We start from the raw sequence: 14,903 nt of genomic DNA, 5'->3' as shown, positions 1-14,903 counted from the left end.
GCGTAACATCGCTCATAAACAGTGAGTGTTTATGGTGGAGTGGTTTGAATGAGTCTTCTGGCGGAGTGGTTGCAAACAAAGTGTTCTGCGAATGTTTGGGTATTCGTTAAGCGCTTATCCGCTAACGATACCGGCGCTACAAAATCCCACCAGTCTGGTCTTTACATGCCGGGAGCCGTCATTGATGAGCTGTTCCCCTCCCTCCGTGATACTCAGTTAAGAAATCCCGAAGCTCTTTTTTCCGTTCATGTGTCATCTCATCCTGATTGTCCTGACCTAAATGATGTAAGGGCCATTTACTACAACAATAAATTTTTCGGCGGCACCCGTGATGAAAAGCGTCTGACGGGTTTTGGTAAACAAAATCCTCTCCAGAATCCGGAGAATACCGGCGCTCTGGCACTTCTCGCCTTCGATCATATGCCAGGAACATCTTCCAGTTATTGTGATGTCTGGGTGTGCAAAGACCTGAGCGAGGAAGAGATTCTTGAACCAATAATTGGTGAAGTTATCCCGGGAGCAACAATATTTGGCCCTGGAGACAAAATAATTGGAGGGTTCGTTACAGAGACCCCTCCAGGAAGAACAAAGTATAAGTTACCACCGGAATGGAATCACTATTTCCCTTCAGGCAGGGAAATTATTGGTTTTGCTGCATGCCATTACGATAAAAAGACAAGCGATCCGGATACTCAACTGACGCGAAGAAGAAAAATTGAGTTTGAAATTTTCCTTGCCGTTGAGGAACTGCACGTGTTGGGGCAGATAGCCAAAGGTTTTGCAACTGTGAATGATTTTATTACGCTTGCTAACTCGGTGAGTAACCGAAGGAAGTCTCGTGCCGGGAAAAGCCTTGAGCTACATCTTGAGTCCCTTTTCACCGAACACGGCGCAACGAGCTTCGAAACGCAGGCCACCACAGAAGGTAAGAAAAAACCCGATTTCATCTTCCCTTCCGGTGCAGCCTATCGCGATCCTGACTACCCGGCAGAACGGTTACGCATGTTGGGGGTAAAAACAACCTGTAAGGACCGCTGGCGGCAGGTACTGAATGAGGCTAACAGAATAGATACAGTACACCTGTTCACCCTACAGCAGGGCGTATCTGTCGCCCAGTTCAGGGAAATGCAGGCTGAGGGCATACGACTCGTTGTACCGGAAGGGTTACATAAGGCCTTTCCCGAGGAAATTAGAGGAGAGTTAATGTCTTTGTCTGCGTTTATCAATGAAATTAAGGAACTCTATTCTTGACGTCTTCCCTAATATCATTGAATGTTTTATTCGCACAGAACAATACCTGCACAGATAAATGAAGAGCCCCTCAGGGCTCTTTTAGTGCACTATTTCCGAGACTTTACAGCCTCGATGATCCGTGACTCCAGCAATTTCGCTACCGCATCAAATACCGGCACGATGACGGAATTTCCGAACTGGCGGTAAGCCTGGGTATCGGATACTGGGATTCGAAAAGTTACTTTCCCTGGCTGCTCAAATCCCATTAGCCGGGCACACTCACGCGGTGTTAGACGCCGAGGACGTCTGGCCATGTTATCAGGGTCATTAAAGTTTTTTTCACCGAGTTCGCTATCCCAACCACGATCAACAAGCGATTCACTGCCATCTTTGTGATACCTTGCTGATATTGTTCTGGAAATAGCTTTATCATCGTCTGGTTTAACCAGGCCAAAGCCAAAGCCATTACCTTTCTCTTGGTGTTTTTTGGCGTATTTATAGAGATAATCCCACAGCTTTGGCGTTAGTGTGTATTTATCATCAACATCACTGTCAAGGAGTTCTCTGAACAGCACTTTTCTTTCAGGAAACAGCGAAGAAATGTCAGCAAGGCTAAATCCCTGACTTAAATTCAGGTCACGTCTGAAGCCCACCAGAACAATACGCTCCCGGTGCTGAGGGATGAAATGCTTACCATCTATAACTTTTGGATCATCCGCACCTGTAGCTTCAGCATCAGCAACGTCGTAACCGAGCTCATTCAGGGTATCCATAATGACACGGAAAGTTTTCCCTTTATCATGGCTTTTGAGGTTCTTGACGTTCTCGAGTACAAAGATGGCCGGTTTTTTTGCCATGATGATACGAGCCACATCAAAGAATAGGGTCCCCTGGGTGTCACATTCAAAACCGTGTTTACGGCCAAGTGAGTTTTTTTTGCTCACACCTGCAAGGCTAAAGGGCTGACACGGGAAACCAGCCAGCAGAACATCATGATCGGGTATCGATTTATCGATATGGGCGTAGGCATCTTCTTCGCTGACATCTTCCTTATGACTGAGTGTCACATCGCGGATGTCCGAATTGAAGATATGCGCTTCGGGATCGCAGTACCAGTTTGCTTTATAAGTTTTGACTGAATAGCTGTTCCATTCACTTGTGAAAACACACTGGCCGCCAATGGCTTCAAACCCATGACGGATACCGCCGATACCGGCGAAGAGATCGATGAAGCGAAAAGCATAATTGGGATGGTTTGCTGGCGGCTGCGGGAGCAGTCTTTCAAGAAGCGATGCCTCAGTTACGGTAAGTGAACGTGGCCCACATTTCCCGTTAATCCAGCGGTTCAGGGTCTCCCTGGTCCAGTCTGAATTTCCCAGCTTACGCAAAAGTTCGGCAACAAACTTCTGATCATAGATTTCAAGGACTTTCCCTATCAGGGACAGGTCCCTTTGCTGTTGTCTGGCCTCTTCATTACGTGCCTCTTCCACCAGCTCTTCCGCAAGGGAATCAAATTCAGACATTATTGCCTCCACAGGTTATATGCGTGATATTCTATCACTCATTTAACCCAGCGCAAATAATATCTGTGATTTTAACCAGTATAACGTGCTCTGCCAGGCAGTACTCTCATTGTTTTTCCAGTCGATTCAGTATTCTTTTCCAGAAACACGATGTCGGTAGCTTTCCCAGTTAAACACTACCCATAGGCTGTTTCCGAGACGCATGCGGTCCATCACGCGCTCACCTACAAGTTTGTTCATCTCTTCCATATTGCTGTTAGTGAGCATCCCCGTAGGGCGTTTTGATGATGACCTGCGATCAACAATCTGGTTGATGATAACTTTTTCATAGCGTGATTCTGTTTGCACTCCAATTTCATCAATGACCAGAAGGTCAACTTTACTGAGATCGTTCAGTAGTTGTTCTTCACTGGTATTCCTGTTGCCGAAGGTATCTTTCATGGACGACATGATGTCTGCAACCGTTATGATTAAAACTGACTTTCCCCGCAACAAGAGGTCATTACAGATTGCTGCTGCCAAATGGTTTTTGCCAGTGCCTGGTTTTCCAGAGAAAATAAAACTGGCGATGTTCCCCTCAAATTCTTCTACATATTGGCGGGCGAGCATGAGTGCTTTCATTTGCCCCTCACATTCAACTAAGTAGTTATCAAATGAACAATTCTGATGCAGAGGACGTATCCCTGACCGGTTAAAAGTCCTTTGCATTTTCATAGCTCTATTCTCGCGCTCAAGGGCCTCCGAGCGAAGCTGTCCCTGTTCCCGCTGCCATTGCAACAACTCCTCAGGTGAATTGAATGCAGGCTCAACGGTCTTGGGCATCATTTTTCTGAGGCGTTTCATGATGTCGCCATTTTTGACAGGGCTCATAGCCGGGTATCCTCTGAAGAGTAGCTTTGAAAAAGCTTCTGAAAACTATCAGCAACATGCTCATCTACTACAGCCTGGTGCCCTTCCACGTACTCCGGGGCATCCTTAAGACCTTTGTATATGATACTGTCCATACCGAACTGATCGGCAGTTATATCTACAATAAAGTGCATGCCATGAACGTTAGCGACAACCCAGTAATGCCCTTTCATGCCTTCAGGGGTGACAATTCCGCCATCACCAACACCATCACCACCGGCGATACGCGTCCTGACCCCAGAAAATTTCTCTAGTAGCATGGAAACCAGAATCGAACCATACATGCAGGTTCCTGTGGTATCAGATGTCTTAAGAGTACTGGAGATTAAATTTTCAAAAATACGCCGGGACATTTCCACCACCTCATACGGAGGAGAAAATTGTTGCGTCATTATGCCTCCTGTTAATGGTCAGCTGCAGGTACCTACATTTTATCTTTCTTACTGGCTTGAATCTGTTTAACTACCAGCTCCATTTTGGAGCTTCTGTCCTCCAGTAGTTCACGCAGGTCATCCCATATACCGACAGGTATTGGTCTGTCACCAGAAAGCCACTGACGGATGCGTCTGCCGTCCGACAGTCCAAGGGCTCTGGCGAGTTCTGTTTGCCAGCGCTCACCAAACAGCAACTGACCTGCACTGATGAGCAATCCGCGTCTGTTTTCGTTCTCATTGGTTGATTTCATATCTGGCTTCATCTCTGCGGGAGAGCTCCCATCCGGCGAATTGCCGAAATACTTTCCTCCACGCCAAAAAGATTCTCAGCTGGTGGTTTCTCGCCTGCAAGCTGGCAGGCGGTGCAGGCTGCATGATATGAGTTACTTCGCTCCCGGAAAGGAGCCTGGAGAGCGACTACAACCAGAGTACGGTCGTCACCTGTTAAATCTTCAAGTTTCATACAAGCCTCAAAAGTTATGGGTCAGTAGGGGCTGAGAATGGTTAATCCTGATTAATACCGTACGCTGAAAAGTCCTGAACGTTTCCTGTCACAGCAGATAGAAGACGGAGGATGTTCTCTTCTCCGATGACAGCGAGCGCGGTCGGCATCAATCCGAACTCATCGTTTGTCAGACCAATAGCCATTTTATGCTCGCTGTGTCGACTAGCCGACTCGATACGGTCTATGAAGACGTCAATGCAGCCATCGATACCGCGTGCTGCGGCAGCTTTGGTCATATCACAGGCATGGTCCCCGTTCAGTACGAAAAACACACGGCCATCCAGAACCAGAGCGGTTGTATCGCAGCCATACCCGGCAGATGAACTGTTATAGCTGATATGAAAGCGCTCAAATCCGCGAGTCATATTGGGCGCTGGGGTATTGATCACAGGAACAACATCTGAGGAAAAACCCAGCTTAGCTAATTGAGGGATAGTTGACATGAACGCCTCCTTAGGCAGTTAATGGGCGGCTCCGTAGCCTTCCCTTTCAAACAAATTGTACCTTATTTTAGGTACGCTGCAACCCCTTTTATAAAACGACTGTTTTTTCGAAAGGTAAAAGTCGATACTCCCCCACTACCGGTCTAGATCCGACCGTATCTTTCCATGGTTCCAAGATTTTAAGAATGTCCGTATGATAGGTGAGATTAGAATGCACAGGACCAGTTTGAATGTTTAATAGCCTTTCTGATTATCTACAGCAACAACGAGATCGCGAGGAGGCTCTGAAACGAAAACTAAGCCAGTTGAAGCCAACTGTTAGGAATGGCGAGGCAGGAGAGATAATCGCAGCGCTGATTGACCTCGGCTCAGTGGGGGGCGATTTTAAAAAAACGACGTACGATTATATCTATGAGTATTTTGCATCCGCCCGCTGTATTGATGTGTTGGTGGTAATGTTATTCCTCAATATGAAGCATCCACTCTCCGATGGAGCAATAAAAAAAGCCTATGCAAGACAGTCCGACAGTGAAGATTCGAGGTCTGCTTACATAAGCTTGATAGTTGACACTATTGATAAACGCCGGTAATCCCACAGTCCGCCGCTAACTGGCGTCTCCTTTTTTCCTGCGAACGGCCATACTGACCTCCTCACGCAAAACAGAAATGGCCATAAGCTCAGCCTTTAGTCTGGAGGCAGCGAGATCAAGCTCTTTCCCATACCAGGCCAGGGCCTCAAGATCAATGAGTTTTGTGTCGATGGTCGAAGGTAATTCAAGTAGTTCGGGTGGGGTGCTGCTTTAACAAGAACAAATTAATTTCATCAATAGTATTGAACTCCCCAATGATGCTTTCTTCGTAATCTGGTCGCTGGGACTGAACCACTAGCCTGAAGGGCGGTTCGTTAGAGTACATGAAGATAGGTTTCAGACGGGTATTGACCCATTTTGCCTGGGCGTCGTGAGCCAGGACACAAGCCTCTTCGTAAGTTCTTACCTTTCCAAGCACCGATGAGCGGTCCCTCGCTCCACCGTTAAGACATCTGTCAGTAAATGAGCTGATCCCATAAGGATGATCCCACCATTCATCTAGCTGTTCTTTGCTTCGTTCACTATTAGGGGTGTCATCAAAATTGGCCGGAAGTTTTGGGTCAAGGGGGAGCTGAGATGGTATGCGTTTATCCGTTTTTACCATGTTGAGGCATTAAGCCAGATAGACGCGATACAATTACTGGTAGATGCATCAGACCAGGTAATGTCTATAATTGAAAAACCATGTATAACAGGGAATGGGAACAATGCAAAAAAAAATGCTTACAGTGTTGATCTGTGCCACAGTCTTTCTTTCTGGCTGTAAGGAAGAAGGTATAACCCCAACTGGCAAAGCATGTATGGGCACCGATAATGACACACTGATAGAAGGCCTGAAGGGGAAGTGCCAGAAAGGCGATACTATAGCGACAAAGAACCCTGCATATTTTTGTGATTTCAAAAGTCAGATTGCTTTTAATAATTACAATAGTGCTATATGTATCTATACCGGAATGCAAGCTGAGGAACGGATTAAAGAAGCCGACATCAGTCCAAGAAAAGACAGCAAACCTCAATCCTGATAAGCCTCCCGGTGTGCCAAAAAATAAGAAAGCTGGGGTTCAAGTTCTTTTGAGGCATCGTACGCCTCAAACCAGAAAACCACAGGTTTCTCAATAACCGTTACCAGCCCAAATCGTTGGGCTGTGCGGAAATTGACTGAGTATGCCTGAGCACGCTCAGGCTGGTGGGCAATCTGTTCCCTGAATCCTTCGATCGAATATGTCGCTTTGAAAAGATTGCATGCTGAACACGCAGGGAAAAGATTATCTAAATCATGGCGATCAGGATGAAATACTCGTCCATTGCTTCGTGCAACGTGACTCACCCTACTCCCCTGGGGCGCGCGAACTATATCGAAATCTCTACGAACTGGCTCTACATGATCGGCATGCCAGCCCTTTTCCTTCAGCTCACAGCCGCAGTAGGCACACCTGCACGCAAATTTTAATCTGAGTTCTGCTCTTTGCGCTTTGGTGATTTTCGTTTTGGGTTTTTCTGTCCTGGTCTGCATCTCGGTTTTTATGGCATTGTTGTTGTGAGAGGGCAACTCTATGAGCTCGCCCCCCCTTTTGATTATCTTTTCTGACATAGATCCCCCAGAAAGTAACTTTCTGCAATTTGATAATTGAAAATTAATGAATGGACATCAGTCCTTTTTAATTTCAAAACTTTTAAGGTTAACAACCACCTCTTTTTTGATTTTGACGCGACTATATTTTCTATGTAGTTTCTCCAGTTGCCATTCTTGGTCATTAGCCCAATATTGAATGTCGCTAATCGTTAGTATTTCCTTGCCATGTTCAATAAAATCATCAGTGTGTACATCTTTGAGCTCATCAATAAATGACATATCTGACCGGTACTTCAAAATTTGACGGTCCAGTGAATCAATCCAGCTTTTAGGAAGACCCAAATAGAACCATACAGAAAGTATTGTTATAATCCCAAGTCCGTATATCGCCAATGCAATTAAAGGAGAAAATTGCGGGAATAGCTTTATATATGCTATTAAAGGAAGCCAAGGTAACCAAAGAAGGGCTATAAAAATAGGTTGAGGATATTTCCTTTCGATGGCATTGCACGTCCAAAATATTTTAATGGCCTTCCTTTTTTTTGCTTTTATTTGTTTTGTAATTTTATTATTAATCAACATGTTTAATCCTGTCTAATGGGTATCGCTGGTCAATTCCCGATACTCGTTATTAACCCGGTAACGTACAACAGTCTGACCCCTTAACGGGGACACCTGTACCTGTTGCCACTTCACAAGAAAAGGTCAGCGGTATGGCTTTGTGGGTAGAACAATTCATGCAAGCTCTTTTATCCAAAGAAGTCGGAAGGATGTTAGGTACGCGCTCTCCAGACGTTGAAATACACATATCCCATCCCGATGAGCAAAGGCGCATAAACCATCTGATACTCAATGAAACTTGCCCTGCTATACCTGGCATCGATATAGAGTTGGATGAGTGAAAGAATGGTAAAAACAAGGTGGTGTGAGATGATGGACAAAACCAGAAATCGTAAATTTTTATATTGAGGCCGCAGGGTAAATAAGCGAACCGCCATAGCCATAGTCACGAGGAACAGGAAAATGGGCTGAGAATGAGGGAACAGAACAATCTGACCACAAGCAATGATTGTGAAATAGACGACCGCCAAAACATTAAATTTTTTCGTCAGATGAGTTGCATGCATATACATCCCGCTTGAATAATCTGGAAGTTAAACTGAATTTTGAGAAGCTACCGCCACTCCCTTTTACCAGACAGGGCACTGGTTTAGTTCTGGCCTACTAAAACAGATAATAATCTAACATAGAAAATTTTGGTTTTTCCCGACTTAAAGGTACTTTAAGGCCGTGGGAGTGTGTTTTTTTACGTTCGTCGTTAAGTTCCTTTTCTGAATGCTTCCTGATACATCACGTCGTCGGATATCTGATCAAGCATTCTGCTGTTAATATAGCTGTCATCAGTGATGTGAATGAGCCTCCCTCTCCTTCTATGTCGTTTTCTTCTTGCTGCACATTCTGTTTTCACATTTCCCGCGCTGCATACTGGCGTCATTTGAACATCTCGGGATGGAATAGTTAATAGACGATATCAAAATAAGCGATCCTGAAAGACCCTTTTTGTCCCGCATTTCTTTCCTCTCTGGATTTTTTTTGTCCTGTTATTCAGGAATTTCTGAAACAAATTTTGATATAACTGGATTATTGGCGTTAGGACTGTTCATACGGTAAACGGAACAATGATGAGCTCGAAACACGTGGTCATTAGCACGAAGCATCCGGTTGCCGGATACCTGTACCTGGAAATGATCCCCGATAGCGAGGTCGGGTTTTCAGATATCTATCAGATAACAGACAGTCTTTTTCGTGCAGACGTTCTGCCCTGTGACTGGCGAGAGCATAAGCGGCAGTGGGGTAAGGACTTTTTGGGCCATGGCTCATGGGATGTGTACTACATCAAACAGCATGTGAACCGAATTAACTGGTTTGGCAATGACAGCATTAAGAAAATTAAGGTCAGATACAGCCTGTCCATTAAAGAGCTGATTGACTGGGTTTCCGACCCCGACCATTGGATAGATATAGCCGTAGAGGTAGATGATACCAGCGGTTCAAGACCAATGGCAGTAGCCATGGTGAATCATACTCTGACCTTTTAACCTGGATTTGCGATGTAAAAAGTCACTTTTACTGGATGCGGGAATGAATGTCGTCCGAAAAGTTACTTTTGCATGTGGGTGGTGTTGGTTATGTTGATTCGTATTCCAACCTATTGTTTTGGTGAAAATGATTGACTGTTCACAAACCACTATCGGCTTGACTGAGTATGGATAAATCTGAAGCTGAGAGAGTGTAATGAATAAAGCTGGGTATTGCATCGCTCACTACACGCGCCAGTCAGGAAGAACAGGCAGGCTTTTTTCCAGAATGTGAAATAAGCCATTGTGCTTGGTGCAAAATCATTAACATCCATTGTTTTTACAATATAGATAGAAAGTAACTTTTTGGCATGTATCGCTCCGTCAGTGGTTAAGAGCGACTCACAATGCAACCTTTTAACCATGCTTTAGATTGGAAATGATATGAAATTAAAATTCAAGCTTCTGACAACGCTAATACTCGGCACTCTTTCATTGCCCGGGCATTCCCGTGTTTATGAGTACACTATCAAAGATATCTACGGCGCGGAGAAATCAGTCAGTGCGGAAACCGGCATTCTTAACACTAACGAAAAAATTCAGTTGAGCCTGATTTCCGGCCTAGATCGCAAAGTACACGTATCTGTCCGGAAGTCAGGAACGGAGGTTTACAGCACGACAACCGATAGCATTAAGGTAAGTGATCGAATTAAGGCATCAACAGGTGAAGAGTTCTACGGGAAAATCATCACGCTTCCTCCCCTGAGTGATGGACTGTATCAGGTTATCTCTGAAATACTTAACACACAGGGTGCTCTGGTCGACTCCACCACACAGGATTTCACCATAGATAGTGTGGGCCCAACAGCGGACGATTTGAGCATTTTACAGAAACCGGGGTATGAAATGGTCACCCAGGGAGAAAGGTGGGAACTGGGCCTTGGAGCCGACCAAAAACTATATGTGAACGTTAACAACGTTAAAGCAGTCGCTGGTTTCGATAAAGCTACATTACAGGTTATTAATCCCGATAATAGCGTCTATTCCATTACTGCTATGGACTATGATAGCGGGTCTTCCTCCCTGTCTGCTGCATGGACTTTAGGGAACCGGAAAAAGGCCTCCTGGATGCCTTCATCAAATGCTGATGTAGAGTATCGTTTCCGGGTTACACTCTTTGACAAAGCAGGCTCCCGAAAAGTATTACCGGAACAGAAATTTGTATTTGATGACCAACTGGGTGAATACACTCTTATTGCTATACGGGACCCCGAAGCGCAAACAAGCGTTGTTCCAGGGTTCACTTCGGGTTATATAGCTTATAAAGCGGGTATGACAGTTAATCAAAACCCGATTACCTTAATCTATCGTATCCCCATCAACAATGTAAGAAAATACAACAAAGCTGGTTTAAGTTTTGGCTCTATCATTTCAGAAGCTAACGGTTACGCCTATGTGGCGGCAACAACAGCATATAACAACAGGTACGATATACATAACGGGTACCAATGGGGCGGCGCTACTGCAAACTATAACCTTAAACTGGGTCCCGACACGCCTGTCGGACCGGAAATGCCTAGTAGCGTTTGGCTCACGACGGACACAAAAGGTGAAATTAATTCTTTTAACTATTTATGGAAAACAAGTGATCTACCGGTGAAATTTATTTCAGCGAGGATCCGTGCTTCTGCGAGAAATTATATCCAGAGAGCATTTACAGGTAACCTGGAAATCTGTCAAATCCAACCAGGTGAGACTGAGTGCAGCGGGCCGGTACCGTGGTCAATTGCTAAAAGTGGCAATGGAGGCGTGACATATTCTTTTAAAATGTATAATGAGGACAAGACACTTTCATCAATTAATCAGGAAAGGAGGAACTACTGGAACACAAACCTTCTACCGAGGATAAAGGGATATGACTATCAGGAAGATAAGAAAAAAGTACTTTTATTTGTTACCCAACCCGGTAATGGTACCTTCAGAGATCAACTTCAGCTTAAGTCCGCTGAACTGATTGATGCTAATTCAGGTATGCAGGTGCTGAATGGAGCCAAAATAGCGCTTTCTGGTGAAGATTATACTTATGCGTTTGACTTAAGTAAGTTGGCTGAAGGAAGATACGACTTAAACTTTCTGGCAAAAGATACCTTCGAAAATGAAACATCTTCTCCATTCATCACGTTAGTGCATGATATGACTCCCCCTGAGATCAGCTTTAACTACGACAATGCCCCGCTCACCTCCGGCAACACGGTCTATGGTCTGGAGAATATATCCATTAAACTAAACGATGAGCTGACTAAACCTACTCTTCTCCGCCTGGAACTACGAGGGGGGCCTGCATCTGATAGCGTAGTCCTTGGTTTCAACCAGAATGTTGATGGTAGCTACACACCTGATTACCCACGGCTGTTTCCTACTCTGGATACGTCGACGGATAAATACACTCTCACTGCATATGCCACAGATGCTAAAGGTAATACGTCCCAAAAAAGCATTCAGTTCGCCTACTTCCCTAAAAATCTCGTTACCCTGGAGAAACTGAAAACACTGGGCGTGGTTAAAGCACTCAAAACCAGTGACAACACACCTCTGGCAGTCATGCGTACCGGCCAGTTGAGACGGAACGATGGCTCTCTTGCCCAGGGTATGCAGACGGCAAATATCACGGTCAGAAGCGACGCTGAGTATGCCATCAACATTCTGGGAACGGTGATCCATCCCGGGGAAACTAAAGAAATACAGCTTGACCTCGGAACTGGCGAAAACTCCACGGTTCCGATTTTTCCGGCTATCAACGGGTCTACGGGTCAAAGCAACTTCATCATCGAGTTCCCACAACTTAACTAACTCTCGACGGCCACCGCCTCTGCTATGTGGGGCTGGTGGCGTTTCGTACAATATGGTGTTGTTAAAAGCATGCAATCAGAAAAAGTAACTTTCTCCAAGGCATAAACTTCACGAATTTTTTGGATTAATAATTTGATATGAAAATTAATTTACAGACTACTTTAATACTAATCGCCCTCTCCGCTTTTTCACTCCCCTCATATGCTCGTGTGTATGAATATGTATTCAAGGATGTCTATGGAACGGATAAATCAGTCAGTTCGGAAGCAGGTATCCTAAATACCAATGAAAAAATTCAGGTAAGAATAATATCGGGACTCGACAGAAAAATTCAGGTAACAGTAAAGAAAGACAATGTTGGAGTATATAGCTTTACTACTGAGAGCGTGACGGTCAATGACCGTATAAAGGCATCAACTGGTGAAGAATTTTATGGTAAAACGCTGACATTGCCACCACTGAGTGATGGAAGTTATGTAATAACGTCAGATATCCTGAATACTCAAAACACTGTTATCGACAGCACGTCTCACAATTTTATTATTGATACTGTAGGGCCTTCGTCAGATAACCTGAGCGTGGACCAAAACCCCGGATATGATATGGTCTTAACAGGTGAGCGTTGGGAACTGGGCCTCGGGGCTGAAGCAAAGCTGTACCTGAATGTGAAAAACGTCAAATCTGCCACCGGTTTTGATAAAGCGACTATTCAGGTGATAAAACCTGATGATACTGTTTTTTCAACTACAGATATGGTTTATGACAGTGGATCAGCATCCCTTTCAATACCGTGGACAAAAGGGAATATGAGTCGGTCATCATGGATGCCTGTATCAAACGCTGATGTGGAATATCGTTTCCGTGTGACGCTCTATGATAAAGCGGGAAACCGTAAAGTTTTGCCGGATCAGAAGTTCATATTTGACTCAGATCTTGGTGAATATACTTTATTTGCTGTTTATGAACCGACTTCTAAAACAAGCGTAGTTCCGGGATTTAGTGAAGGTTACATAGCATATAAGCCGGGAATGACCGTTAACCAAAACCCTTTAACACTCGTGTACAGGGTTCCATCGAATAATCGAAGGGAATACAGTAAAGCTGGTTTGAAATTTGGCACGATTATTTCCGAAGCGAATGGATACAGTTATGTATCCGCGAAAACGGCCTATAAGGTAGCTTACGTCATCCATAACGGATATCAATGGGGTGGAGGCTCACTATCCTATAATATCAATTTAGGAAGTGAGGCTCCGGCCAGCCCGGCAGCACCTGGAGTATGGTTAACTTCAGATAAAAAAGGAGAAATGAATTCGAGTAGCTACCTTTGGGATACCATAGATCTGCCCGTGAAATTCAGTTCTGTAAGGATCACTGCGTCTCCACGAAATTATGGTCAGAGGGCGATGAGTGGAAACACTGAGATATGTCAGATACCAGCTGGTGAGACTGAGTGTACCGGTGCGGTATCATGGTCTATTCCAAAATCAGGTAATGGTATTACAACTTATGCCTTCAAATTGACTGATATGGATAAAACCCTTTCATCAGTCACCGTAGAAAAGAGACATCACTGGAACACTGATCTTTTACCCAAAATAACCGGATACAGTTACCAAGAGGAAAACAAAACTGTACTCTTATTTGTGACGCAACCAGGGCGCGGAAAATTCCGCGATTTGTTGCAACTCAAATCTGCTGCTCTGATTGATTCAGATACCGGGGACCAACTACTGTCAGGTATCCAAACAGCTCTATCTGGCGAGGATTACACATATAGTTTTGATCTCAGCAAACTGGCCGAAGGTAAATACAATTTAGGCTTTCTGGCAAAGGACAGCTTTAACAATGAAACTTCATCACCATTCATAAATCTGATTAACGACAAGACACCTCCTGTTGTTAATTTTAAATATGAAAATGCGCCGCTATCCCCCGGTGCTACTGTTTTCGGGCTTGAGAACATCAGCATAACGCTAAATGATGAGTTAACAGCACCCAGCCTTGTCAGACTTGAACTTAAAGGAGGACCAGCGTCGGATAGCGTTATCTTGGGATTTAATCAGAATACGGACGGTAGTTATACACCTGATTACCCTCGTCTCTTCCCCAGTCTGGATTCAAATACGGACAAATATACACTAACCGCATATGCTACCGACGCGAAAGGAAACACTACTCAAAAAAGCATTCAGTTCGCCTATTACCCAAAAAACCTGGTCACCCTTGAGAAGCTGAAAACTTTGGGTGTTGTAAAGGCGCTAAAAACCAGTGACAACACACCGTTGGCCGTCATGCGGACGGGACAGCTACGACGTAACGATGGCTCACTGGCTAAGGGTATACAAACGGCAAACATCACGGTCAGGAAGGACGCAGATTATGCGATAAATATCCTTGGGAACGTTATTCACCCCGGGGAGACAAAAGAAATTCAGATAGACCTTGGAACCGGTGAAAACTCAACTGTTCCTATTTTCACAGCAGAAAACGGTTCTACAGGGGAAAGCAATTTCATTATCGAATTTCCGCAAATCAAGTAACCAAGTAACATGCATTAATCAAAAAATGTGCCCTGATCAGGTTCATACTGATTAGGGCCGTTAGGCATAGATTCATTGTCTAACTATAGAAAGTAACTATAGAAAGTAACAATAACAGTAACTTTCTACCTAACTACCAGATAAGTTAATTTTCACATCAGGGCAATAGATACCAGCTTTGCTGGAAATTTCCAGAAATGATCAGAGTCGAATTTCGACATG

General features: G+C 44.5%; 14 protein-coding genes. 6 read left to right on the top strand and 8 right to left on the bottom strand.

The window, feature by feature from the left end; all coding sequences use genetic code 11:
• Positions 1 to 48: 48 nt before the first annotated feature.
• A complete protein-coding gene (locus LGL98_RS26120; protein ID WP_004883140.1) occupies positions 49 to 1,251 on the top strand; it encodes a type II restriction endonuclease in 1,203 nt (400 codons plus the stop codon).
• A gap of 89 nt (positions 1,252 to 1,340) precedes the next feature.
• Here the strand turns inward: LGL98_RS26120 and LGL98_RS26115 are convergent, their stop codons facing one another.
• From LGL98_RS26115 to LGL98_RS26095, 5 genes are all read right to left on the bottom strand, one after another.
• The gene (locus LGL98_RS26115; RefSeq protein WP_004883137.1) at positions 1,341 to 2,756 is read right to left on the bottom strand and encodes a DNA cytosine methyltransferase; all 1,416 of its coding nucleotides are present in this window, start codon (positions 2,754 to 2,756) and stop codon (positions 1,341 to 1,343) included.
• Positions 2,757 to 2,882: 126 nt separating this feature from the next.
• Entirely contained in the window at positions 2,883 to 3,626 is a 744-nt protein-coding gene (gene dnaC, locus LGL98_RS26110) for a replicative helicase loader DnaC (RefSeq protein WP_004026464.1), read from the bottom strand.
• Complete coding sequence (locus LGL98_RS26105; protein ID WP_004026465.1) at positions 3,623 to 4,057, bottom strand: hypothetical protein; 435 nt, start codon at positions 4,055 to 4,057, stop codon at positions 3,623 to 3,625. The genes dnaC and LGL98_RS26105 overlap by 4 nt, the downstream gene beginning before the upstream one ends.
• A gap of 32 nt (positions 4,058 to 4,089) precedes the next feature.
• The gene (locus LGL98_RS26100; RefSeq protein WP_060612145.1) at positions 4,090 to 4,350 is read right to left on the bottom strand and encodes a helix-turn-helix domain-containing protein; all 261 of its coding nucleotides are present in this window, start codon (positions 4,348 to 4,350) and stop codon (positions 4,090 to 4,092) included.
• A 253-nt stretch (positions 4,351 to 4,603) separates the two neighbouring features.
• A complete protein-coding gene (locus tag LGL98_RS26095) occupies positions 4,604 to 5,047 on the bottom strand; it encodes a hypothetical protein (protein ID WP_004026468.1) in 444 nt (147 codons plus the stop codon).
• A 230-nt stretch (positions 5,048 to 5,277) separates the two neighbouring features.
• Between LGL98_RS26095 and LGL98_RS26090 the strand changes: the two genes are divergently transcribed.
• Both LGL98_RS26090 and LGL98_RS26085 read left to right on the top strand, forming a co-directional pair.
• On the top strand, positions 5,278 to 5,637 hold the full coding sequence (locus LGL98_RS26090) for a hypothetical protein (RefSeq protein WP_004196726.1): 360 nt from the start codon (positions 5,278 to 5,280) through the stop codon (positions 5,635 to 5,637).
• 707 nt (positions 5,638 to 6,344) lie between these two features.
• Entirely contained in the window at positions 6,345 to 6,659 is a 315-nt protein-coding gene (locus LGL98_RS26085; RefSeq protein WP_065810711.1) for a hypothetical protein, read from the top strand.
• Here the strand turns inward: LGL98_RS26085 and LGL98_RS26080 are convergent.
• From LGL98_RS26080 to LGL98_RS26070, 3 genes are all read right to left on the bottom strand, one after another.
• Positions 6,650 to 7,228 (bottom strand): HNH endonuclease, encoded by a 579-nt coding sequence (locus LGL98_RS26080; protein WP_065810710.1) that lies wholly within the window; start codon positions 7,226 to 7,228, stop codon positions 6,650 to 6,652. The two genes, LGL98_RS26085 and LGL98_RS26080, sit on opposite strands and share 10 nt — an antisense overlap.
• Positions 7,229 to 7,285: 57 nt before the next feature.
• On the bottom strand, positions 7,286 to 7,792 hold the full coding sequence (locus LGL98_RS26075) for a hypothetical protein (RefSeq protein WP_065810709.1): 507 nt from the start codon (positions 7,790 to 7,792) through the stop codon (positions 7,286 to 7,288).
• A 191-nt stretch (positions 7,793 to 7,983) separates the two neighbouring features.
• Positions 7,984 to 8,337, bottom strand: coding sequence for a hypothetical protein (locus LGL98_RS26070; RefSeq protein WP_004181821.1), 354 nt, complete (start codon positions 8,335 to 8,337; stop codon positions 7,984 to 7,986).
• Positions 8,338 to 8,889: 552 nt separating this feature from the next.
• Here LGL98_RS26070 and LGL98_RS26065 point away from each other — a divergent pair.
• The 3 genes from LGL98_RS26065 to LGL98_RS26055 all read left to right on the top strand — a co-directional run bounded on the left by LGL98_RS26065 (position 8,890) and on the right by LGL98_RS26055 (position 14,681).
• Entirely contained in the window at positions 8,890 to 9,309 is a 420-nt protein-coding gene (locus tag LGL98_RS26065; RefSeq protein WP_222891905.1) for a hypothetical protein, read from the top strand.
• Between the two features lie 423 nt (positions 9,310 to 9,732).
• On the top strand, positions 9,733 to 12,138 hold the full coding sequence (locus LGL98_RS26060; protein WP_060612110.1) for an Ig-like domain-containing protein: 2,406 nt from the start codon (positions 9,733 to 9,735) through the stop codon (positions 12,136 to 12,138).
• Between the two features lie 137 nt (positions 12,139 to 12,275).
• Positions 12,276 to 14,681, top strand: a complete 2,406-nt coding sequence (locus LGL98_RS26055) for an Ig-like domain-containing protein (RefSeq protein WP_226651951.1) — start codon at positions 12,276 to 12,278, stop codon at positions 14,679 to 14,681.
• Positions 14,682 to 14,903 lie beyond the last annotated feature (222 nt).

It is taken from the genome of Klebsiella africana (assembly GCF_020526085.1).
GTDB classification, from domain to species: Bacteria; Pseudomonadota; Gammaproteobacteria; order Enterobacterales; family Enterobacteriaceae; genus Klebsiella; species Klebsiella africana.
Note: the sequence above shows the minus strand (reverse complement) of the source record. Positions and strands in the feature narration are given on the sequence as shown.